This is a genomic window from Candidatus Pantoea communis, assembly GCF_011752685.1.
Lineage (GTDB): Bacteria > Pseudomonadota > Gammaproteobacteria > Enterobacterales > Enterobacteriaceae > Pantoea > Pantoea communis.
On sequence record NZ_VWXC01000007.1, the window covers coordinates 64241 to 85206 of the forward strand.

At 55.0% G+C, this 20966-nt stretch carries 19 protein-coding genes and 1 riboswitch; of the genes, 10 read left to right on the plus strand and 9 right to left on the minus strand.

From position 1 onward, the window contains the following. Positions 1–90 precede the first annotated feature (90 nt). Together dnaG and rpsU are read right to left on the minus strand one after the other, a co-directional pair. Positions 91–1836 carry a DNA primase gene (gene dnaG, locus F3J37_RS11210; protein WP_045814813.1) on the minus strand — a complete coding sequence of 582 codons (1746 nt, stop codon included), beginning with the start codon at positions 1834–1836 and terminating at the stop codon, positions 91–93. 118 nt (positions 1837–1954) lie between these two features. Next, positions 1955–2170, minus strand: coding sequence for a 30S ribosomal protein S21 (gene rpsU, locus F3J37_RS11215; RefSeq protein WP_001144069.1), 216 nt, complete (start codon positions 2168–2170; stop codon positions 1955–1957). A gap of 278 nt (positions 2171–2448) precedes the next feature. Between rpsU and tsaD the strand changes: the two genes are divergently transcribed. Next, a complete protein-coding gene (gene tsaD / locus F3J37_RS11220) occupies positions 2449–3462 on the plus strand; it encodes a tRNA (adenosine(37)-N6)-threonylcarbamoyltransferase complex transferase subunit TsaD (RefSeq protein ID WP_160868628.1) in 1014 nt (337 codons plus the stop codon). Positions 3463–3492: 30 nt separating this feature from the next. On the opposite strand, the gene plsY is transcribed toward tsaD, so the two are convergent. Then, positions 3493–4092, minus strand: coding sequence for a glycerol-3-phosphate 1-O-acyltransferase PlsY (gene plsY, locus F3J37_RS11225; RefSeq protein WP_034828352.1), 600 nt, complete (start codon positions 4090–4092; stop codon positions 3493–3495). A 107-nt stretch (positions 4093–4199) separates the two neighbouring features. Here plsY and folB point away from each other — a divergent pair, with 107 nt between their 5' ends. Together folB and bacA are read left to right on the plus strand one after the other, a co-directional pair. Continuing rightward, positions 4200–4559, plus strand: a complete 360-nt coding sequence (folB, locus tag F3J37_RS11230; protein WP_034828354.1) for a bifunctional dihydroneopterin aldolase/7,8-dihydroneopterin epimerase — start codon at positions 4200–4202, stop codon at positions 4557–4559. 191 nt (positions 4560–4750) lie between these two features. Continuing rightward, the gene (gene bacA / locus F3J37_RS11235; RefSeq protein WP_058959467.1) at positions 4751–5569 is read left to right on the plus strand and encodes an undecaprenyl-diphosphate phosphatase; all 819 of its coding nucleotides are present in this window, start codon (positions 4751–4753) and stop codon (positions 5567–5569) included. Positions 5570–5586: 17 nt separating this feature from the next. Here bacA and F3J37_RS11240 read toward each other — a convergent pair whose 3' ends face one another. Beyond that, positions 5587–6819 (minus strand): multifunctional CCA addition/repair protein, encoded by a 1233-nt coding sequence (locus F3J37_RS11240; RefSeq protein ID WP_166933441.1) that lies wholly within the window; start codon positions 6817–6819, stop codon positions 5587–5589. Between the two features lie 141 nt (positions 6820–6960). After that, a complete protein-coding gene (locus tag F3J37_RS11245; protein ID WP_034828360.1) occupies positions 6961–7584 on the minus strand; it encodes a TIGR04211 family SH3 domain-containing protein in 624 nt (207 codons plus the stop codon). 204 nt (positions 7585–7788) lie between these two features. Between F3J37_RS11245 and F3J37_RS11250 the strand changes: the two genes are divergently transcribed. The 3 genes from F3J37_RS11250 to hldE all read left to right on the plus strand — a co-directional run bounded on the left by F3J37_RS11250 (position 7789) and on the right by hldE (position 13545). Next, positions 7789–9099 carry a CYTH domain-containing protein gene (locus F3J37_RS11250; protein ID WP_166933443.1) on the plus strand — a complete coding sequence of 437 codons (1311 nt, stop codon included), beginning with the start codon at positions 7789–7791 and terminating at the stop codon, positions 9097–9099. A gap of 31 nt (positions 9100–9130) precedes the next feature. Beyond that, positions 9131–11989, plus strand: a complete 2859-nt coding sequence (gene glnE / locus F3J37_RS11255; protein WP_166933444.1) for a bifunctional [glutamate--ammonia ligase]-adenylyl-L-tyrosine phosphorylase/[glutamate--ammonia-ligase] adenylyltransferase — start codon at positions 9131–9133, stop codon at positions 11987–11989. 128 nt (positions 11990–12117) lie between these two features. Then, a complete protein-coding gene (gene hldE / locus F3J37_RS11260) occupies positions 12118–13545 on the plus strand; it encodes a bifunctional D-glycero-beta-D-manno-heptose-7-phosphate kinase/D-glycero-beta-D-manno-heptose 1-phosphate adenylyltransferase HldE (RefSeq protein ID WP_166933445.1) in 1428 nt (475 codons plus the stop codon). Positions 13546–13782: 237 nt separating this feature from the next. Here hldE and ubiK read toward each other — a convergent pair whose 3' ends face one another. Next, complete coding sequence (ubiK, locus tag F3J37_RS11265) at positions 13783–14088, minus strand: ubiquinone biosynthesis accessory factor UbiK (protein WP_034828368.1); 306 nt, start codon at positions 14086–14088, stop codon at positions 13783–13785. A 171-nt stretch (positions 14089–14259) separates the two neighbouring features. Beyond that, a riboswitch (FMN riboswitch) is annotated at positions 14260–14409 on the plus strand. Positions 14410–14520: 111 nt separating this feature from the next. Between ubiK and ribB the strand changes: the two genes are divergently transcribed. Further along, positions 14521–15177 (plus strand): 3,4-dihydroxy-2-butanone-4-phosphate synthase, encoded by a 657-nt coding sequence (gene ribB / locus F3J37_RS11270; RefSeq protein ID WP_034828370.1) that lies wholly within the window; start codon positions 14521–14523, stop codon positions 15175–15177. Between the two features lie 218 nt (positions 15178–15395). Continuing rightward, a complete protein-coding gene (gene ygiD / locus F3J37_RS11275) occupies positions 15396–16181 on the plus strand; it encodes a 4,5-DOPA-extradiol-dioxygenase (RefSeq protein ID WP_166933447.1) in 786 nt (261 codons plus the stop codon). A gap of 37 nt (positions 16182–16218) precedes the next feature. On the opposite strand, the gene F3J37_RS11280 is transcribed toward ygiD, so the two are convergent. The 3 genes from F3J37_RS11280 to tolC all read right to left on the minus strand — a co-directional run bounded on the left by F3J37_RS11280 (position 16219) and on the right by tolC (position 19694). Beyond that, the gene (locus F3J37_RS11280; RefSeq protein ID WP_166933449.1) at positions 16219–17382 is read right to left on the minus strand and encodes a glutathionylspermidine synthase family protein; all 1164 of its coding nucleotides are present in this window, start codon (positions 17380–17382) and stop codon (positions 16219–16221) included. A gap of 8 nt (positions 17383–17390) precedes the next feature. Beyond that, positions 17391–18080 carry a DUF1190 family protein gene (locus F3J37_RS11285; protein WP_097118143.1) on the minus strand — a complete coding sequence of 230 codons (690 nt, stop codon included), beginning with the start codon at positions 18078–18080 and terminating at the stop codon, positions 17391–17393. Between the two features lie 141 nt (positions 18081–18221). After that, positions 18222–19694, minus strand: a complete 1473-nt coding sequence (tolC, locus tag F3J37_RS11290; RefSeq protein WP_160868635.1) for an outer membrane channel protein TolC — start codon at positions 19692–19694, stop codon at positions 18222–18224. Positions 19695–19906: 212 nt separating this feature from the next. Between tolC and nudF the strand changes: the two genes are divergently transcribed. Together nudF and F3J37_RS11305 are read left to right on the plus strand one after the other, a co-directional pair. Beyond that, positions 19907–20542, plus strand: coding sequence for an ADP-ribose diphosphatase (gene nudF / locus F3J37_RS11300; RefSeq protein ID WP_034828380.1), 636 nt, complete (start codon positions 19907–19909; stop codon positions 20540–20542). Beyond that, complete coding sequence (locus tag F3J37_RS11305) at positions 20539–20964, plus strand: DUF1249 family protein (protein ID WP_034828381.1); 426 nt, start codon at positions 20539–20541, stop codon at positions 20962–20964. Before nudF ends, F3J37_RS11305 begins: the two co-directional genes overlap by 4 nt. Positions 20965–20966 lie beyond the last annotated feature (2 nt).

Genomic DNA, 20966 nt, shown 5'->3' on the forward strand with positions numbered 1-20966 from the left:
TCGTACGGTGTGCTTAAAAAAGCGAAAACCGTACACCCAAGTCAGAATGTGTGCTTTCACAGCCTTCACAGTTCTGACCCGGTAATAATCTTATTTTTTCGCTAATGCCTGGCTTAAGGCCCAGAACTCGCGGCGTTCGGCGGCGCTCAGGCCTTCGGTACGGTCGCGTGCGATAAGCGCTTCAAGGCGCTGTTCAAGGGCTGAGTCGTAAAGACTCGCCAGTGAATCCTGGAACACGGCTTCTGCTTCTTCATCCACTATCATGTGGTTCCAGGTGGCCAGCGTTTCAAGGGGCTGGCTAAATTCTGTCCCGCGATATAACTCTAGTAGCTGTCCGGTCGTCAGGCCAGGATTCTCCGTACAACGACTGACTAACTCCACAAACAGCGGTAAACCCGCCATTTTTGACTGCTCAAGCCCGTCCAGCGTAGGAACGATGGCGGCAAATTGCGGATTCTGCACCAATAACGCAATCAACACGCGCATGGTGGTGCGCTTCAACGGGGGAGCCGTTGGCGCAGTGCCGCTTTCTGCCTGCTTTGGCATCAGCTTGTCTAACTGGTTATCGTCCAGAATGCCGAGTTTATTACCCAGATTCTGACGCATATAAATGCGTAAAGTTTCACCGGGGATCTGGCTAATCAACGGCAGCGCCAGCGTGGCCAGCTTGGTTTTACCGTCACGCGTGCTCAGATCGACCTGCGGCATCAGGCTGTCGAATAAAAACGTGGAGAGCGGTAAAGCCTGCTCCATCCGCGCTTCAAACGCCTCTTTGCCTTCTTTACGCACCAGCGTGTCCGGGTCCTCGCCATCTGGCAAAAACATAAAGCGTAGCTGACGACCGTCATTCATGTAAGGCAATGCGGTTTCCAGTGCACGCCATGCGGCTTCGCGCCCCGCGCGATCACCGTCGTAACAGCAAATCACCGTGTCGGTAGAGCGGAACAGCAGCTGAATGTGCTCAGCGGTGGTCGAGGTGCCCAGCGAGGCAACGGCATAATCAATGCCAAATTGCGCCAGCGCCACCACGTCCATATAGCCTTCTACAACCAGTAAACGCGCTGGCTGCGGATGATTCTTTTGCGCTTCATACAGGCCATATAGCTGACGGCCTTTATGGAAAATCGGTGTTTCCGGCGAGTTAAGGTACTTCGGCGTATCATTGCCCAGTACACGTCCACCAAAGCCAATGACGCGCCCACGCTTATCGCGAATCGGGAACATCACGCGATCGCGGAAACGATCATAAGTGCGGCCGGAATCGTTACTGACCAGCATGCCCGCTTCCATCAAGGATTCGCGGTCCTCTTTCTGCTGACCAAAACGTTTCAGCACGTTATCCCAGCCTGCTGGCGCATAACCAATCGCGAAGTGATCGATCACTTGCTGGCTGAGACCGCGTGTGGCGAGATAATTTTGTGCAGATGTCGCTTGCGGGTTACGCAGGCTTTGCTGATAGAAACCGTCGAGGCCTTCCAGCAGCTGATACAGACTTTGACGCTGATGACGTTCCATCGGGCTGGGGCCGTTGCCCGCTTCATACGGCACTTCTAAGCCGTGTTGCGTGGCCAGCTCCTCAACGCTTTCAACGAAATCCAGACGATCGTGATTCATCAGGAAGTCGATGGCGTTACCCTTGGCGCCACAGCCGAAGCAGTAATAGAACTGCTTCTCACCGCTTACGGTGAAAGAGGGGGTTTTCTCGTTATGAAAAGGACAGCACGCGTGATAGTTCTTACCCTGCTTTTTCAGCTTAACGCGGGCATCGATAAGATCCACGATATCCGTGCGGGCAAGTAAGTCATTGATAAATACGCGTGGAATTCGTCCAGCCATAAGCCCCGGTTTTTCAGCTCATAAACGGCAACAAGCCGCGCTTCCTTTCGGAAAGCACGGCCTCTTACTTGACTCTGTCTGCGTTTAACACGCGGCGGAAGCGAACTTCCGAAAGAAATTAGTACAGACGAGTGCGGCGTGCGTTTTCGCGAGCCAGTTTCTTGGCGTGACGCTTAACAGCAGACGCTTTAGCGCGCTTACGCTCAGTCGTTGGTTTTTCATAAAACTCACGACGACGAACTTCCGCCAGAACACCTGCTTTCTCGCAAGAACGCTTGAAGCGACGCAGTGCTACGTCGAAAGGCTCGTTTTCACGTACTTTAATTACCGGCATGTAACTCTTACCTCGATAAATTCGGTTTTGCTGCTGACTGCGGCGCCAGCACTTTTAAAATGGTGCAGCATTTTACTCCAGCCGTAGCCGAGTTGTAAAGCACCATGAACAATTTAGAACCAACAGAGACATATGCCATCGCGGCTGCCGGTTTTTTCAGGCCGTGGAGTATAGCGCACTCTTTGTGCGACAGAAACACACTTTTTCCTGGCAAAGTCGTCCAGCGTGTGATTCGCCTGTGCTACACTGCGCGCCGCAAGAAGAGGGTGATGAAAGCTATGCGAGTTCTGGGTATTGAAACGTCCTGCGATGAAACCGGCATCGCGATTTATGACGATGCGTCCGGTCTGTTGGCGAATCAATTATATAGCCAGGTCAAACTGCACGCCGATTACGGTGGCGTAGTGCCCGAACTGGCCTCACGTGACCACGTGCGTAAAACCGTTCCGCTGATTCAGGCTGCGCTGAAAGAAGCCGGATTAGCCGCAAAAGACATTGATGCCGTGGCCTATACCGCCGGTCCAGGTTTGGTCGGTGCGCTTTTAGTGGGCGCCACTATCGGCCGTGCACTGGCGTTTGCGTGGAATGTGCCTGCGGTGCCTGTGCATCATATGGAAGGCCATCTGCTGGCGCCGATGCTGGAAGAGAATCCACCGGAATTCCCGTTTGTGGCATTGCTGGTTTCGGGTGGTCACACGCAGTTGATCAGCGTCACGGGTATTGGTGAATACACTTTGCTGGGTGAATCGATTGACGATGCGGCTGGCGAAGCTTTCGATAAAACCGCCAAACTGCTCGGTCTGGATTATCCAGGCGGACCGATGCTGTCGCGCATGGCGCAGCAGGGCACGCCGGGTCGCTTCAAATTCCCGCGCCCGATGACCGATCGCCCAGGGTTGGATTTCAGCTTCTCGGGTTTGAAAACCTTCGCCGCCAACACCATTCGTGAACATAACGGCGATGAGCAGGCGCGTGCCGATATCGCGCGTGCGTTTGAGGATGCAGTGGTGGATACGCTGATGATCAAGTGCAAACGCGCGCTGGAGCAGACCGGCTTTAAACGCCTGGTGATTGCCGGTGGTGTCAGCGCCAACCGCACGTTGCGTGAGCGTATGGCCGAGATGATGCAAAAGCGCGGTGGCGAGGTGTTTTATGCACGCCCGGAGTTCTGTACTGATAACGGCGCGATGATTGCCTACGCTGGCATGGTGCGGCTGAAAGGCGGCACACGCGGTGGATTGGGCGTCAGTGTCCGGCCACGTTGGCCACTGGCCGAATTGCCCGCCATCTAAAACGAAAAAACCGGCATCGCGCCGGTTTTTTTATTTCTTCTTTTTCCGCTTCCAGATCTTATTTTCCTGCCCGCGCCACAGGCGCTGGATGTTGTCGTGATGACGCAACAGAATCAAACAGGAGAGCATCGAAACCGGGAAGGTAAACTGCGGTTTGAACCACCACACGTAGAACGGGGCAATCAGCGCACTGACAATCGCGCCCAGCGAGGAGTAGCCGCTCAGCAGCACCGTCAGCAGCCAGGTGCCGGTCATCAATCCCGTCAAATCCCAGCCAATGGGTGCGATCGCACCGAATGCGGTTGCCACGCCTTTACCACCACGAAAACGGAAAAACACCGGATAGATATGGCCGAGACAGGCGGCAATCGCGGTTAAGCCGAGATACATCGGCGTAACGTGCAGCAGATAGGCGATCCACACCGGAATCATCCCTTTTGCCACATCGAAGATCAGTACCGCAGCCGCAGCGGCTTTGCCACCAATGCGCAACACGTTGGTCGCACCAGGGTTGCCGGAGCCAGCAGTACGCGGATCGGGTAAACGCGCGAGTTTACAAACCAGGATCGCACTGGAAATCGAGCCGCAAAGATACGCGAAAATAATCATACCAAGCGCGATAGCACTCATAGCCTCGTACCGTTCCTTTTGGGTCGTTTTGTTCTCGATAAGCGTGGATAATACGTATAATCCGCCGGAAGTGGTATCCGGCTTAGCCAAAAACAGAGACTGACATCATGGATATCGTATTTATAGAACAACTCACCGTGTTCACCACCATTGGCGTTTACGACTGGGAACAGGGCATGCAGCAGAAGCTGGTGCTCGATGTCGAAATGGCGTGGGACAACCGTCGTGCTGCGGTGAGTGACGATGTGAACGACTGTCTGAGCTACGCCGATGTCACCGAGGTTATCCTCAATCATCTGCAGGGCCAGCGCTTTGCCCTGGTCGAACGCGTGGCGGAAGAAATTGCCGATCTGTTGATGAATCGTTTCAAAACGCCCGGTGTGCGCATCAAGGTCGGGAAACCTGGCGCGGTGGCCCAGGCAGCGACCGTTGGCGTGCGTATCGAGCGCGGGACTATTCCTAAATAAATCATCCGTGATTGCCATCACAATGAAACCAAACCAAATTATGGTGTGTCTCACTTGAGGCCGTTGCGCTAACGGACGCGAAGTTGCCGATTTTCTTAAGGTTTCCTTCAGCGTGGCGCAGGCATAATTTTAGGCGGTAGCACCTTGCGACCGCCTTTTTACTGTTTAAAACGGATAGAGGAAAAATTTTGATGGCAGATATTCACCAGCTTTGGGTTGCTGCAATCCTGGGGGTTGTGGAAGGCCTCACGGAATTCCTGCCGGTCTCTTCTACGGGCCATATGATCATCGTTGGCCATCTGTTGGGCTTCGAGGGCGATAAAGCTGAAACCTTTGAAGTCGTCATTCAGCTGGGTTCAATTTTAGCGGTAGTGGTGATGTTCTGGCGTCGCCTGTTCGGACTGATTGGTATTCACTTCGGTAAAGAGCCGCATGAAGGCACTGGAACCGGGAAACTGACCCTGATTCACATTTTGTTAGGTATGGTTCCGGCGGTGGTGATTGGCTTGCTGCTGCACGATCAAATCAAAAGCCTGTTTAATCCGATTAACGTGATGTACGCACTGGTCGTCGGCGGCGTGTTGCTGTTGGTGGCTGAGTACTTCAAACCTAAACAGCCTAAAGCGGTAGGTATCGATGATATCACTTACCGCCAGGCGTTTATGATTGGTTGCTTCCAGTGTCTGGCGCTGTGGCCGGGCTTCTCGCGCTCGGGTGCCACCATTTCTGGCGGTATGCTGATGGGCGTGAGCCGTTATGCTGCATCAGAGTTCTCATTCATCCTTGCGGTGCCGATGATGATTGGTGCCACCGGATTAGATCTCTACAAGAGCATGGGCTTCCTGACCATGCAGGATTTCCCAATGTTCGCCGTCGGCTTCGTGACCGCCTTTATCGTTGCTCTGCTGGCGATCAAAGTGTTCCTGGAACTGATTAAACGTATTTCGTTTGTTTCGTTCGCTATCTATCGCTTTATTGTGGCGGCAGCGGTTTACGCCATCTTCATGTAAGCGCGGCGTGCGGCCGGTTATGCTGGCCGCACGTTGATCAACCCATCCTGCACTGCCATCACCCGACGACGCGTCAACTCTTCCCGCACGGCTGGTCCTTTGAAACCTGCTGCAACCACATCCTTCGTTGGTACCGCCTGAGCCAGCGCAAACGCCTGACGCAGATAATCGCCTTGTGGATAGGCCATGCTTTCCATTCCGGTGCGACCACGCGCATCGGCTTCGCTGGTCAGTGCCATCTTCTCTACGCGATCGGGCTTGCGCCATGCATCAATGCGATCGAACAGGGCAACCAGTGATTCCGCTGACTGGCGTTCAATGGTGTGGACGATATCGTGGAATTCGGTGACCACCAGTGCCAGATCGCGCACCTGATTGGGCACGCGCAGCCGCTGGCACAGTGCTTCAACAATCGGCACGCCGGCTAAACCGTGACCATGGTGGCTCGGCCATTTTTCCGGCGGCGTCAGCGCCTTACCGACATCGTGGAACAGCGTGGCGAAGCGCACGTCCAATTCCTCTGACAGCGCGGCAGACATCGTCAGCGTCATTAACGCGTGCACGCCGGTATCAATTTCGGGATGCCATTTGATCGGCGCCGGAATGCCGTACAGGCTATCCAGCTCCGGGAACAGCACCTGCAATGCGCCGCAGTCACGCAATACCTGAAAATAGACCTGCGGATTGCGGGTCAGCAGCGCCTTCTCGGTCTCTTTCCACACGCGTTCGGCCGTGAGGTCAGCTAATTCGCCGCTCTCCGCCATCTCGCGCATTAAGGCCAGCGTTTCATCCGCGACACGGAAATTGAGGTGGGCAAAACGGGCAGCGAAACGCGCCACGCGCAGCACGCGCAGTGGATCTTCGTTAAAAGCGGATGAGACATGGCGCAGGGTGCGTTTCGCCAAATCCTGCTGTCCGCGATAAGGGTCGATTAAGCTGCCGTCGTCGGCCTGCGCAATGGCATTGATGGTGAGATCACGGCGCTGCAAATCCTGCTCCAGCGTCACGTCTGGGGCGAATTGTGTGACAAAACCGGTGTAGCCTTTGCCATTTTTGCGTTCGGTACGCGCCAGTGCATACTCTTCACGACTGCGTGGGTGCAAAAAAACCGGAAAATCCCGGCCCACCTGCTGATAACCTTGTGCCAGCATCGCTTCAGGTGTGGCACCGACCACCACCCAATCTCTATCTTTTACCGGCAAACGCAGTAAGGCATCACGCACCGCGCCACCGACCAGAAACGTCTTCACTCAACCACTCCAGAGGCAATGTATTCTGCGCGCCGTGCACGCATGTTGCGTTATTGTTGCATACTTTGGCTAAATATCGGGCACGCCAAAAGGGGCATCTTACGATCCCCTTGAAGAAAAGAACAAATCGGCGTGGCGGTTTTAGTTCATCCAGCGATCGTTTTTCTTGCGGCGCGGCACCATGTGCGGCAGCACCAAACCAAGCAGTAAGCCAACACCTAACACGCCGCCGCCATACATAAACCACTGCATGATGATGGTGCGCTGTTTGTCATCCAACTGGACGTTCGCGGCGCTGACTTTTTTCTGCGCGACAATCAGCTCATTTTTCAGCTTTTGATTTTCCGCTTTCAGGCCGTCAATGGTGCCGTCGCTGTTCGCCACTTTACTCTGCATTTCAGAAGTACGCTGATTCCAGCTGTTGTCGATATTCGCCAGCTTAGCGGTGAGATCTTTGACCTGTTGCTCCAGCTGCGGCACGCGAGTGCGCAGGCTTGGTTCGGCACTCAACTGGGACAGTGGGATCCAGTTGGTTTTCCCTTCGGCATCACGAATCTGGCCATATTGGGAATCGTTGTTGACCTGCAACAGGGTGACTTCCTCTCCGGCATTCAGCTTGCCAATCAGGCGATATTGATCGCCCGGGCCGCTGCGTACCCAAGTAGATAATTCATCGGAGATATAACGCTTTTCGTCAGCAGCATGAACGGGGGCGATGGCGCTAAATGCCAGCAAAGAAAGGGCAGCAAGTGTGATTTTTTTCATTCGATGTCGTTTTTTCTTAATGGCGTAAAATTACCGGCACAGTCTGGAGACGCTTCTCAAAAATCTGAATGAGAACTATCCTGGTCTCAATCTGGTGCGAAAAGGGTCGTAAAAGCACAAGAAAGCGGAGACAGCGGGCTTCCGGTGCATTACTCTTCGCCAGATTAAACTCGTAAGTGCCAGCAGCGTATTGAATAAAAAATTATGACCATCGAAATCGAATTAAAGTTCATTGCCACACCACAAGCCGCCGAAAAACTCGGTGAAACCCTTGCCGCGTGGCCACATCAGCACTTCGCCGCACGCGAGCTGACCAACATCTATTTTGAGACCGATGACAATCAGCTACGTCGTTGGGACATGGGCCTGCGCATCCGCGGTGTCGATCAGCGTTATGAGATGACGCTGAAGGCCGCCGGAAAAACCGTGGGCGGTCTGCATCAGCGCCCGGAATATAACGTCGACCTCACCGAGCCAACGCTGGATATCGCCCAGCTGCCGGCTGAAATCTGGCCAGAAGGCACCGATGTGGCGGCATTACAGCAGCGCCTGCAACCGCTGTTCAGCACCCATTTCCAGCGTGAAGCCTGGCTGGTGCAGTTTGGTGAGAGCGAAATTGAAGTGGCGTTTGATCGTGGAGACGTTGCCGCAGGTGAATTGAGCGAGCCGCTGTACGAAGTGGAGCTGGAGCTGAAAAGCGGCCAGCGCGCCGACATGCTGAAGTTCGCTGAAGCCTTGATCACCGCAGGCGGCCTGCGCCTGGGCAGCTTGAGCAAAGCCGCGCGCGGTTATCAGCTGGCTCAGGGCAATCCTGCCCGTCCGCTGCGTGCATTAGCGCTACAAAAAATCGGCGCTAAAGCCACGGTAGAGCAGGGCATGATCAACGCGATGACCGCCGGTCTTAACCAGTGGCAGTACCATGAAGAAGTGTGGCTGCGTGGAAATGCCGATGCCAAAGAAGCGGTGATGGATGCGCTGGAAACCCTGCGACAGGCGTTCTCGCTATTTGGTGCGCTGGTGCCGCGCAAGGCGAGCAGCGATCTGCGTCAGAAGCTGACGCGTCTCGATGAGCTGTTAGCAGATGCAGAAATTGATGCGGAAACCGCCTGTTTTTCTACGGTCTCTGTTGATGCCCAGTTAGCACTTACTCACTGGCTGGTGGAGTCACAATGGCAGAACTGGCTGGATGATAAGAGCAAAACCAAGCTGCAGGGGTCGTTCAAACGCTTCAGCGACATCATGCTCAGCCGTATTGCTGCCGATCTGCGTGAGACCTTTGTCGACGTGCAGCTGTTTAACGAATTTCAGGACAAATCCACGCGCCTGAATCGCCAGCTTTTAGCGGTGCATCTGCTGGCAGGGGCTTATCCAGCGGAAGAGGTGAATGTCTGGCTGGCAGGCTGGCAGGAGCTGCAGCATGCGATTCGCATCCAGCAGGAGCGCGGGTTGATTCAACTGGTTAATCTGGCCATTCGGCCATCGCCGTTCTGGCTGAATAGCGGAGTGAAACGCTAAGTCGGACGCACAATCGAATCAGGGAGGGAAGATGTTGTTACCGTTACCGGCGCTGATGCAGGCGCAGTTAGCTATCGTGGCCGAGCGCCTGAATATGCCGCCTTCCGCCTTTACGGCAGAGCAGGCGGGCGCGCTGACCTTTAGTGACTTTATCGTTGATAACCTGCAGCAGCATCCGGAGTGGTGGCAACAGCTCCAGCAGCAACCGCCTCTACCAGATGAGTGGCAACACTACAGTGCCTGGCTAAATCAGGCGCTGGCGGGCGTGGAAAATGAAACTTCCCTGATGCGCGAACTGCGCCTGTTCCGCCGCCATATGTTGGTGCGTATAGCGTGGATGCAGGCGCTGCAACACGCCAGTACCGAACAGAGCCTGACACAACTCAGCACGCTGGCGGAGATCCTCATCGCTGCCGCTCGTGATTGGGTGTGGCAGGATTGCAGCCGCGATTTCGGCACGCCGTGCAATGAAGCCGGTGAAGCGCAGCCCATGCTGATCCTTGGCATGGGCAAACTGGGCGGCGGCGAACTCAACTTCTCTTCCGATATCGACCTGATTTTTGCCTGGCCGGAAAACGGTGTGACGCAAGGTGGCCGTCGCGAACTCGATAACGCCCAATTCTTTACCCGCATGGGCCAGCGCCTGATAAAAGTGCTGGATCAGCCCACCGTGGATGGGTTCGTCTACCGCGTGGATATGCGCCTGCGCCCGTTTGGTGACAGTGGACCGCTGGTGCTGAGTTTTGCTGCGCTGGAAGACTATTACCAGGAGCAGGGGCGTGACTGGGAGCGCTATGCGATGGTTAAAGCGCGCCTGATGGGCGACGATCAAGGCCACTGGAGCCAGGAACTGCAGCAGATGCTGCGTCCGTTCGTCTATCGCCGCTACATCGATTTCAGTGTGATTCAGTCACTGCGTAACATGAAAGGCATGATTGCACGTGAAGTACGGCGTCGTGGCCTGAAAGACAACATCAAACTCGGCGCGGGTGGCATTCGCGAAACCGAATTTATCGTGCAGGTGTTCCAGCTCATTCGTGGTGGACGTGAGCGTTCACTTCAGCTCCGTTCCCTGCTGCCAACGCTGCAGGCCATCGGTGAACTGGCTTTGCTGAGTACGGCGCAGGTGGAACATTTGCGTGAGGCCTATCTGTTCCTGCGTCGTCTGGAAAATCTGCTGCAAAGCATCAACGATGAGCAGACGCAAACGCTGCCGGAAAACCCACTCGATCGCCAGCGTTTAGCCTGGGCGATGGGCGCGGCGGACTGGGATGCGCTGATGGCGCAGCTTGAGCAGCAGATGGCAGGCGTGCGCAGTATCTTTGATGAACTGATTGGTGATGATGCGCCAGACGTTGACGATCAACCGCAGCTGGCTGAATTCGCAGGCCTGTGGCAGGACACGCTGGAGGAGAGCGATCTCATTCCTGCTGTGCCACAGCTGAACGAAGCGCAACGTCATGCGCTGTACGAGTCGCTCAACAGTTTCCGCCAGGATGTCAGTCGTCGCACCATCGGCCCGCGTGGGCGTTTAGCGCTTGATCAACTGATGCCGCGTCTGCTGAGTGAGGTTTGTCCGCGCGAAGACGCTGATGTGGTACTGGGGCGTCTGACACCGCTGCTGCTGGGGGTGCTGACGCGTAGCACCTATCTGGAGTTGCTGACGGAATATCACGGCGCACTGCGCCATCTGATTCGCTTGTGTGCCGCCTCGCCAATGGTCGCCAGCCAGCTGGCACGTTATCCGCTGTTGCTGGATGAACTGCTCGATCCCGCCACGCTTTATCAGGCGACAGCCACCGATGCGTATCGCGATGAATTGCGCCAGTACCTGCTGCGCATTCCTACCGATGATGAAGAACAGCAGCTGGAAGCGCTGCGACAGTTCAAGCAGGCGCAGCATCTGCGTATTGCCGCCGCCGACATCGCCGAAACGCTGCCGGTAATGAAAGTGAGCGATCACTTAACCTGGCTGGCAGAAGCCATCATCGAATCGGTGGTGCAGCAAGCATGGCAGATGATGGTGCAGCGCTATGGGCGTCCTTCGCACCTCACCAGCGACAGCGAGCGTGGTTTTGCCGTGGTTGGCTACGGCAAACTGGGTGGCTGGGAGTTGGGTTACAGCTCCGATCTGGATTTGGTGTTCCTGCACGACTGCCCGGACGATGCGGAAACTGATGGCGAACGCGTGATTGATGGCCGCCAGTTTTACCTGCGGCTGGCGCAGCGCGTGATGCATCTGTTCAGCACGCGCACCTCCTCAGGCATCTTGTATGAAGTCGATGCGCGGCTGCGTCCGTCTGGCGCGGCGGGCATGCTGGTGAGTACCTTTGCCGCCTTCGATGATTATCAGCGTAATGAAGCCTGGACCTGGGAACATCAGGCGCTGGTGCGTGCGCGTATTGTGTTTGGTGAGACGTCGCTCTGCGATCGCTTCAATGACATCCGTCGCGGTATTCTTTGCCTGCCGCGTGAGCGTCCTGCACTGCAAAAAGAAGTGCGTGAAATGCGCGAGAAAATGCGTGCCCACCTCAGCAACAAACACAAAGGACGCTGGGAGATCAAAACTGATGAAGGCGGCATCACCGATATTGAATTCATCGCGCAATATCTTGTCTTAGGCTACGCGGCAGAGCAGCCTGCGTTGACGCGCTGGTCAGACAATGTGCGTATTTTTGAGCTGATGGCGCGTCAGGAGATCATGGATGCAGAAGAAGCGCAGGCGCTGACTCACGCGTACGTCACGCTGCGTGATGCATTGCACCATCTGGCATTGCAGGAGTTGCCGGGGCACGTCGCACCGGAATCTTTTGCTACTGAGCGGGCTGCCGTGCATCGCAGTTGGCAACGCTGGCTGGCTGCCACCGAATCTGATAGCGCGGAAACGTAAAATAACGCTTCGCCCCTTAGTGACCCGGCCTACAGGAAGGCGCGCTGCCCATGCACCTGTGGCTCGAAGTCTCATCGGGGTATGTTATTATCCGCGCATAATTTTGACCGTAGTCTGGAGTCTTTGGAATGAAAGTAACACTGCCCGCTTTTGGCAAAGCCGCTGTGCTGGTTGTTGGCGATGTCATGTTAGATCGCTACTGGTATGGCCCAACCAGCCGTATCTCGCCTGAAGCCCCGGTACCGGTGGTGAAAGTCGATACCATCGAAGAGCGTCCAGGCGGCGCGGCCAACGTGGCGATGAACATTGCTGCACTCGGCGCTGGCTCGCGTTTGATTGGCCTGACCGGTGAAGATGATGCGGCACGTGTGCTGAGTGAGACGCTGGAAAAGGTCAAAGTCGATTGTGATTTTGTCGCGGTGAAAAGCCATCCCACCATCACCAAACTGCGCGTGCTTTCTCGCAACCAGCAGCTGATCCGCCTCGATTTCGAAGAGGGTTTCGAGCAGGTTGATCCACAGCCTATTCACGATCGTATGCGTCAATCGCTGGCGCAGGCCGGTGCACTGGTGCTGTCAGATTACGCCAAAGGCGCGTTGAGCAGCGTGCAAACCATGATTCAGCTGGCGCGTGAAGCCAACGTGCCGGTGTTGATCGACCCGAAAGGCACGGATTTTGAGCGCTATCGCGGTGCGACTCTGCTGACGCCAAACCTGTCTGAATTCGAAGCTGTGGTGGGTAAATGCAAAACCGTGGAAGAGATTGTCAGCCGCGGCATGCAGCTCATCGCCGATTATGAGCTCTCCGCGCTGCTGGTCACCCGCTCTGAAAACGGCATGACGTTGCTGCAACCGGGCAAAGCGCCGCTGCATCTGCCGACGCAGGCGCAGGAAGTGTTTGACGTCACCGGTGCAGGTGACACGGTGATTGGCGTGCTGGCCGCCGTGCTGGCGGCCGGAGACAGTCTGGAAGAAGCCTGTTTCCTCGCCAATGCCGCAGCGGGCGTGGTCGTGGGCAAACTCGGCACATCAACCGTGAGCACCGTTGAGCTGGAAAACGCTATTCATGCACGTCCCGACAGCGGGTTTGGTGTGATGACCGAGGCCGAGCTTAAAGCAGCGGTGGCGCTGGCGCGTCAGCGCGGTGAGAAAGTGGTGATGACCAACGGCGTGTTCGACATCTTGCATGCGGGCCACGTTTCCTATCTTGCCAATGCACGTAAGCTGGGTGACCGTCTGATTGTTGCGGTAAACAGTGATGCTTCCACCAAACGTCTGAAAGGTGAAACCCGTCCGGTTAACCCGCAGGAAAACCGTATGATCGTGCTCGGTGCGCTGGAAGCGGTGGATTGGGTGGTGCTGTTTGAAGAAGATACGCCACAGCGTTTGATTGCAGGTGTGTTACCGGATCTGCTGGTGAAGGGCGGCGATTATAAGCCGGAAGATATTGCGGGCAGTAAAGAGGTCTGGGCTAACGGCGGTGACGTGCGCGTGCTGAACTTTGAAGACGGTATCTCCACTTCTAACATCATCAAGACGATTCGCAGTCACTCATGATGAGCATTGAGATCCCAGATGATTCGCTGTCATTAAAAGCGAGATCTGGGATTTTCAATGATTCGCAGCCACTCACGGCGAGCACTGAGATCTCAGGCGATTCGCAGTCGCCAACGGCGAGCGAAAAAGCAAAGGTATTCTGACTAAACAGGCGGCCAAAAGGCCGCCTGTTGTTGTTTGCGAGCAATGTACGCTCAGCAAGTGCTTGCGAGTGATATACGCCGCCGAGTCAGCTACTTACTGCGGAGTGTCGATCTTACCCGCCGGGTCCGGTGTCACCACCGCAGGTGCCGGTGCGGCTGGGCTCTCACTCTCCAGTTTTGCCAGGCGCTGTTCCAGTGCGGCCAACTTCTCGCGCGTGCGCAGCAGTACCTGCGTCTGCACATCAAACTCTTCACGATTAACTAAATCCATGCGGGTTAACTGCGCCTGCAATACCTGACGAATTTTCTTTTCGACATCGTCACCAAAGTCGCGAATCCCTTTTGGCATGGCTTCATGGACCTGGCGAGCCAGTTGTTCAATTTTTTTCGTGTCGATCATGATGATTTCCTGGTTGCGGTGGCTGATAACAGCACGTGTTCCGACTCAACAAAGGTTAAGTGTAATGCCTGAAACGAAAAGGTTAAACCTGAATTCCGCATCGCAGTAAATGCAAAAGCATTTGCGCTTTTGTCGATTGCCCGTCCAGATGATTGGCGTTATAGTGACCTCGCTTATTCTCAGGGCGGGGCGAAATTCCCCACCGGCGGTAAATCAGCTTCGGCTGAAAGCCCGCGAGCGCTTTCACTGCAAAGTGAAAGGTCAGCAGATCCGGTGTAATTCCGGGGCCGACGGTTAGAGTCCGGATGGGAGAGGGTAACGACATCAGCCGGGCTTACGCCCGCGTCACGTTTTTGCCATGTGTATTATTTGCGCACTCCTAAGCACGCCCTGGTTCTGGTAACTCATATATTTTTTATAAGGTTTTTTACCATGAATCAGACGCTTCTTTCTGAATTTGGCACGCCGGAACAGCGTGTAGAACGCGCCATCGATGCGCTGCGCAACGGTCGCGGTGTGATGGTGCTCGACGATGAAAATCGTGAAAACGAAGGTGACATGATCTTTGCCGCCGAAACCATGACCGTAGAGCAAATGGCGCTGACCATTCGCCACGGCAGCGGCATTGTCTGCCTGTGCATCACCGAAGAACGCCGCCAGCAGTTGGATCTGCCGATGATGGTCGAAACCAACACCAGCTCCTATGGCACCGGCTTCACCGTCACCATCGAAGCAGCGGAAGGCGTTACCACTGGCGTTTCTGCCGCTGACCGCGTCACCACCATTCGTGCCGCGGTTGCAGATGGCGCGAAGCCGAGCGATCTTAACCGTCCCGGCCATGTCTTCCCGCTGCGCGCGCGCGAAGGCGGTGTGCTGACTCGCGGTGGTCACACTGAAGCCACCATCGATTTGGTGACATTAGCAGGCTTCAAACCCGCCGGTGTGCTATGTGAATTGACCAATGACGACGGCAGCATGGCGCATGCGCCAGAAGCGATTGTGTTTGCCAAACAACACGATATGCCGGTCGTAACGATTGAAGATCTGGTGGCTTATCGCCGCGAGCGTGAAACGCGCCAGGCAAGCTAAACCTCAGTTATCGTCATCAAAAGATCCGCAGCTTTCCAGGCTGCGGATTTTTTATAGCGCATAAGTACATCTTAAAACCCCATTTTCACCGTCCATCCACTCCGCCATTTCTTATTCAAATTCCCTGATAGAGATCATCACAGTTATCAGCGTTAATCCCGGCACGAAAGCGCGTATCGTAGCGGCTAATAAAGCGACACTTCGTCAGAGGAACCATCATGAGCTACAACCGTATGCCCGCCCTGTTTTTAGGTCACGGCAGTCCGATGAACGTATTGGAAGACAATACCTATACCCGCGCATGGCAGCATCTGGGTGCAACATTGCCACGTCCGCGCGCCATTCTCGCGGTGTCGGCACACTGGTACACACGCGGTACGGCGGTAACGGCCATGCATAATCCTCGCACCATCCATGATTTTGGTGGCTTCCCGCAGGCGCTGTTTGATGTGCGTTATCCAGCACCGGGCTCGCCAGAACTGGCACAGCAAGTGATCGATTTGCTGGCACCGATTGACGTTCATGCCGACCAGGAGTGGGGATTTGATCACGGCTCATGGGGCGTGCTGGCAAAAATGTATCCGCAAGCCGATATCCCGGTGGTGCAGTTAAGTATCGATGGGACGCAATCGGCGCAATGGCACTTCGAATTAGGTCGCAAACTGGCGTCGCTGCGTAACGAAGGCGTGATGATCGTCGCCAGCGGTAACGTGGTGCATAACCTGCGGATGCTGCGCTGGCAGGGTGCCGCCACAAGCTATCCATGGGCTGAAAGCTTCAATGAATTCGTGCGTGAGAATTTGAGCTTTGCCGGTGAAGCAGCAGATCATCCGTTGGTGAATTATTTGCAGCACGAAGGTGCAGAGATGTCCAACCCAACGCCAGAACATTATCTGCCGTTGCTCTATATCCTCGGCGCGCGTGCAGCTGAGGAGTCGATCAGTATTCCGGTGGAAGGGATGGAGATGGGCGCAATCAGTATGCTTTCGGTGCAGGTCAGTTAATGCACTGGCCGCCCGCGTCTGACGGGCGGCACTGCATTTATTCGATAAAGGTATGCGGGTAGAAGCGTGACAGATCCTGAGTGATCAGCGCGCGATCTTCACGAATGCCGATACCAGCAGGTTGATCGTCAATCAGCCAGCTACCGATCAAGGTGTAGCTGTCGCCGAACTTTGGCAACGGATGGAATTGCTGGATGATCATTCCCTCTTCGCCGTACGGACCTTCAGCACGGGCGATCTCCTGGCCGTTTTCAATGATGCGAATATTGGCGCCTTCACGTGAAAACAGCGGTTTCACCACGTACTTGTCCATCTGCGGGGCATTTTTGTCGTAGGCAAAGTAGGCGGGCAGCAGATTGGGATGGTCAGGAAACATTTCCCACAGCAGCGGCAGCAGCGCTTTATTCGAGATAATGCTTTTCCACGCCGGTTCTAACCAACGCACACCGGCATCTGCCAGCTTGGTGGAGAACACTTCACGCAGCATAAATTCCCACGGATAAAGCTTAAACAGGTTGCTGATCACCTGATCATGCTGATCGGTAAACTGGCCTCTTTCACCCAACCCAATTTCATCGATATACAGGAATTCATTCGGCAGGCCGGCTTCGGTGGCGCAATCCTGCATGTACTGTACTGTGGCACGATCTTCTTCGGTGTCACGGCAGCAGGCAAAGTGCAGCCAGTTAAAACCGTGCTCCTGATGCAACGCGGCAAAGCGCTCAATCAACTTTTCCTGCAGGCTATTAAACTGGTCACTGCCTTGTGGCAGGTTGCCCGCATTGACTTGATCTTCCAGCCAGATCCACTGGAAAAAGGCGGCTTCATACAGAGAGGTCGGCGTGTCGGCGTTATTCTCCAGCAGCTTGGCATCGCCTTTACCGTCCCAGGCTAAATCCAGACGGGAATAGAGCGACGGCTGACGCAGCTTCCACGAGTCTCGTACGAAGTCCCAGGTGTGTTTGGGAATGCAGAAGCGGGTGAGCAGTTCATCACTGTTCACCACTTTTTCCACCGCCTGCAGACACATCTGATGCAGTTCAGCGGTGGTATCTTCTAATTGCTCAACCTGTGCGAGGGTGAACTGGTAGTAAGCGTCTTCACACCAATAAGGTTCACCGTACATGGTGTGAAACTGGAAGCCATATTCGTTGGCTTTTTCGCGCCAGTCCGGACGTTCGCTGATAGCAATACGTTGCATACTGCGGCTTAGCCTCCCATCGAGCGGCTGCTGCCAGTGCTGCTGCGATTGGTGCTGGTGGCATTGCTGCGCTGCAGGGTGTTTTGTTTCGCAACGCTCTCACCGAAGCCACCACGCGTGATGGTGGAGGTGGTCGCTGGCTTAGGTGCCATGGCGGTTTTCGGCACGTTCATGCTGCGGCCTGAGGTCGCTGCACCATAGTTTTTGCCGGAAGCATCGACAAATTGACCGTTAGCCGGGCTGTTCGGGGTTTTCGGTGAGAACAAGGGTTGCTGCGCAAAGCCCGCGCCGCCGCCCATCATGCGACCCATCATGTAACCGGCCATCAGCGGCATCCAGAAGCTACCGCTCTGCTGCGCTTCGGCATTGTTGGTGCTACCGACACCGGCCTGGGCAGGTGTTTGCTGGCACTGATTCTCACCGAACTCTGCGACGCAATCTTCGCGCGTGGCGTATTTCGGTGCGGTGCGTTCGGCTTCTTTCTTCGCATTGTTATACGCAGTGGTACATTGCGCGCTCTGGCTAGGGTTAGCTTTCGCACAATCATCCGCGTTTTGGTACAGCGATACTGTCTCATCGCTTTGTTCGCAGCCAGCCAGCATAAACACTGCGGTAACCGCGAGTGCCACTGGCGTTAAATGGCGTGCCTGCCAGCTTTTACGAAAAGCGGCATGACGAATATGTTTAGTCCGTTTCATTATTTTCATCCTGTGCCCAAAGGTGGGGCTTAGGATAGGTGATGAGTGGTGGAAAATGAAGCGAGAAGCCGGATGGCTGGGGGATCTTTACGTTGTTATACGTTTGAATGCGAAAGGGGCCGCAAGCGGCCCCTTAAGGGATTAATTACCGAAAGGATTTCCGCTGCTGTGCGCGGCAGCCGGGCGCGCTTTCGCGGCGGCTGAAGGTGCCGAAGTTTTCGGACCATTATCGACACGTGAAGCCTGCTGGCTGTTTTCCGGTGCCACCACTTCAGGTGCGGTGGTGATTTCCTTGCCCAGCGTGCTGTTCAGCTGCTGCAGGTCCTGCTCATTCAACGTACCCAGCGCATATTTGATGTTCAGCTGGTTAATCAGGTAGCTGTAACGCGCATCAGAAAGTTGCTGTTTAGAGTTGAACAGGGTTGTGGTCGCATCCAGCACATCAACGATGGTACGGGTACCCACCTGATAACCGGCTTCCATCGCATCCAATGAGCTCTGAGCAGACACAACGGCCTGTTTGTAAGCATCGATGCTGCTGATAGACGCATTGACGTTGTTGAAGGACGAACGCACGGTCTGAATCGCACTACGATGTGCGCCTTCCAGCTGTTCGCTGGCGGCAACAAAGTTGTACTGCGCTTGTTTCACCTGCGAGGTCACCGAACCACCGCTGTACAGCGGCAGGGAGAAGCTCAGGCCAACCTGGTTGGAACCCGTGATGGAGTCAGTGGTGCCAGAACTCTGGTTAGCACGGCTGCCGCCATATTTGCTGTTAGACACACCAGTAGAGGCAGTCAGATCCAGCGTTGGCATATGACCAGATTCAGCAGAGCGAATTTGCTCGCGCGCCAGGTCCTGGCTCAAACGTGCAGATAACAGGCTGAGATTGCGGCTTTCAGCCTGCTTCAGCAAGGAAGCAACGGCATCCGGGCGTGCGGTTTTGAAACGATCGATATTCAGTGAAGCCAGTGCCAGATAATCCATACCGGTAATCTGACGCAGCGATTCCACCGCGTTATCAAGGTTGTTACGCGCGGTCACTTCGCTGGCCAGCACGCTGTCGTACTGCGCACGGGCGTTCTGCACGTCAGTGATCGCCACCAGACCCACGTTGAAGCGTTGGGTGGTTTGATCCAATTCGCGGTAGATCGACTGTTTCTGCGCTTCTGTGTAAGAAAGGGTATCAATCGCCTTCAACACGTTGAAATACGCCGTAGCGGTATTCAGAATCAGATCCTGCTGTGCAACCTGATAAGTCACATCCTGAATCCCGGCGGTTTTTTCCTGCAGCGACAGCGCACGCCATTTCGACATATCGAAAATGGTTTGTGTTAATTGCAGAGAAGCGCTGGTCGTGTTGGAATGAAGACCGCTGCTGTCACGGTAACCGTTGTTATAGGTATAATCTGCGCCCAGACCGAGCTGTGGCAATAAGGGGCTACGCGCTTCGTTAATTTTCTCAAAGGCTGCATCACGGTCAGCGGCTGAAGCACGCAGATCCGGGTTGCTAAGGCGCGCCTGCTGGTAAACCTGCAACAGGTTCTCTGCCTGGCTGGCAAGGCTAAATCCGCCCAGGCTCAACCCAATAAAAAGTGGGAGCAGTTTTTTCATTTGCATTCCTTTTGTTGCAGCAAATTGCACTGGTAGTGCTGCAGGTAAGCCAAAAAATAATCGCCGATTCTACAGAGGCGGCGTCAGAGATAAGTTGGCTGAACGTGCCTTCTTCCCCTAATTTACGTAAATAATTCAGAAAGAACCACTCGGACGGAGCACAAGGGTTGGCTTTTCTTCGCTCCATCCCAATCTGCATAAGGAACCAGATGATGGCGGGTGAAAAAAAATCCCCTGTGACTTTCACAAAAAACGATGTAGAAATTATTGCACGCGATACACGCTACGATGGTTTTTTTTCCATTGTCCGCTACCGTTTCCGCCATCGCCGCTTTAATGGCGAGATGAGCGGTGAGGTGGTACGCGAAGTTTTTGAGCGCGGACACGCCGCCGTGCTGCTACCCTATGATCCCTTACGTGACGAAGTGGTGCTAATCGAACAGATTCGCATCCCGGCTTATGATTCCAGCCCAACACCCTGGCTGCTGGAAATGGTGGCCGGTATCATTGAACCCGGTGAAACGCCGGAAGATGTGGCGCGTCGCGAAGCCGTAGAAGAAGCAGGCCTCAAGGTCGGGCGTGTGAAACCGATAGTGAATTACTTAGCCAGCCCAGGCGGAACGTCTGAACGTTTGTCGGTGCTGGTGGGCGAAGTGGATGCCAGCCTGGCAGAGGGAAATCACGGGCTGGAGGAAGAGAATGAGGATATTCTTGTCCATGTGGTGAGCCGCGAACAGGCTTATCGCTGGGTGGAAGAGGGGATTATTGATAACGCGGCATCTGTCATCGCCCTGCAATGGCTGGCGTTGCACCATGAAAAACTACGACAAGAGTGGAAGCTAAAATGAAACAGCGCTATACCCCTGACTTTCCCGAAATGATGCGATTGTGCGAAACCAATTTCGCCCAACTGCGTCGCCTGCTGCCGCGTGATGACGAGGCAGGCGCGTCGGTGATCTATCAGGTGAGCGGCGCCCGTTATCAGCTGACTATTCAAGAGTCGACGCGTTATACCACGCTGGTGGAGATTCGCCAGGTGGCCCCGGCAGTAAGTTACTGGAGCCTGCCATCCATGTCCGTTCGGCTGTACCATGATGCGATGGTCGCTGAAGTGTGTTCCACTCAGCAGATCTATCGCTTCAAAGCGCGCTATGATTACCCTAATAAAAAACTGCATCAGCGCGATGAAAAACATCAGATTAACCAGTTTCTTGCAGATTGGTTGCGCTATTGTCTGGCGCACGGTGCTGTAGCAGTGCCGGTCTGCTGATA

Coding starts and splice junctions, on each gene's coding strand:
- F3J37_RS11245 (WP_034828360.1), bottom strand. CDS start 7,584: ATGAAAAAAATCACACTTGCTGCCCTTTCTTTGCTGGCATTTAGCGCC.
- F3J37_RS11285 (WP_097118143.1), bottom strand. CDS start 18,080: ATGAAACGGACTAAACATATTCGTCATGCCGCTTTTCGTAAAAGCTGG.
- rpsU (WP_001144069.1), bottom strand. CDS start 2,170: ATGCCGGTAATTAAAGTACGTGAAAACGAGCCTTTCGACGTAGCACTG.
- ubiK (WP_034828368.1), bottom strand. CDS start 14,088: ATGATCGACACGAAAAAAATTGAACAACTGGCTCGCCAGGTCCATGAA.
- tsaD (WP_160868628.1), top strand. CDS start 2,449: ATGCGAGTTCTGGGTATTGAAACGTCCTGCGATGAAACCGGCATCGCG.
- plsY (WP_034828352.1), bottom strand. CDS start 4,092: ATGAGTGCTATCGCGCTTGGTATGATTATTTTCGCGTATCTTTGCGGC.
- bacA (WP_058959467.1), top strand. CDS start 4,751: ATGGCAGATATTCACCAGCTTTGGGTTGCTGCAATCCTGGGGGTTGTG.
- nudF (WP_034828380.1), top strand. CDS start 19,907: ATGGCGGGTGAAAAAAAATCCCCTGTGACTTTCACAAAAAACGATGTA.
- ribB (WP_034828370.1), top strand. CDS start 14,521: ATGAATCAGACGCTTCTTTCTGAATTTGGCACGCCGGAACAGCGTGTA.
- ygiD (WP_166933447.1), top strand. CDS start 15,396: ATGAGCTACAACCGTATGCCCGCCCTGTTTTTAGGTCACGGCAGTCCG.
- dnaG (WP_045814813.1), bottom strand. CDS start 1,836: ATGGCTGGACGAATTCCACGCGTATTTATCAATGACTTACTTGCCCGC.
- F3J37_RS11250 (WP_166933443.1), top strand. CDS start 7,789: ATGACCATCGAAATCGAATTAAAGTTCATTGCCACACCACAAGCCGCC.
- hldE (WP_166933445.1), top strand. CDS start 12,118: ATGAAAGTAACACTGCCCGCTTTTGGCAAAGCCGCTGTGCTGGTTGTT.
- F3J37_RS11305 (WP_034828381.1), top strand. CDS start 20,539: ATGAAACAGCGCTATACCCCTGACTTTCCCGAAATGATGCGATTGTGC.
- tolC (WP_160868635.1), bottom strand. CDS start 19,694: ATGAAAAAACTGCTCCCACTTTTTATTGGGTTGAGCCTGGGCGGATTT.
- folB (WP_034828354.1), top strand. CDS start 4,200: ATGGATATCGTATTTATAGAACAACTCACCGTGTTCACCACCATTGGC.
- glnE (WP_166933444.1), top strand. CDS start 9,131: ATGTTGTTACCGTTACCGGCGCTGATGCAGGCGCAGTTAGCTATCGTG.
- F3J37_RS11280 (WP_166933449.1), bottom strand. CDS start 17,382: ATGCAACGTATTGCTATCAGCGAACGTCCGGACTGGCGCGAAAAAGCC.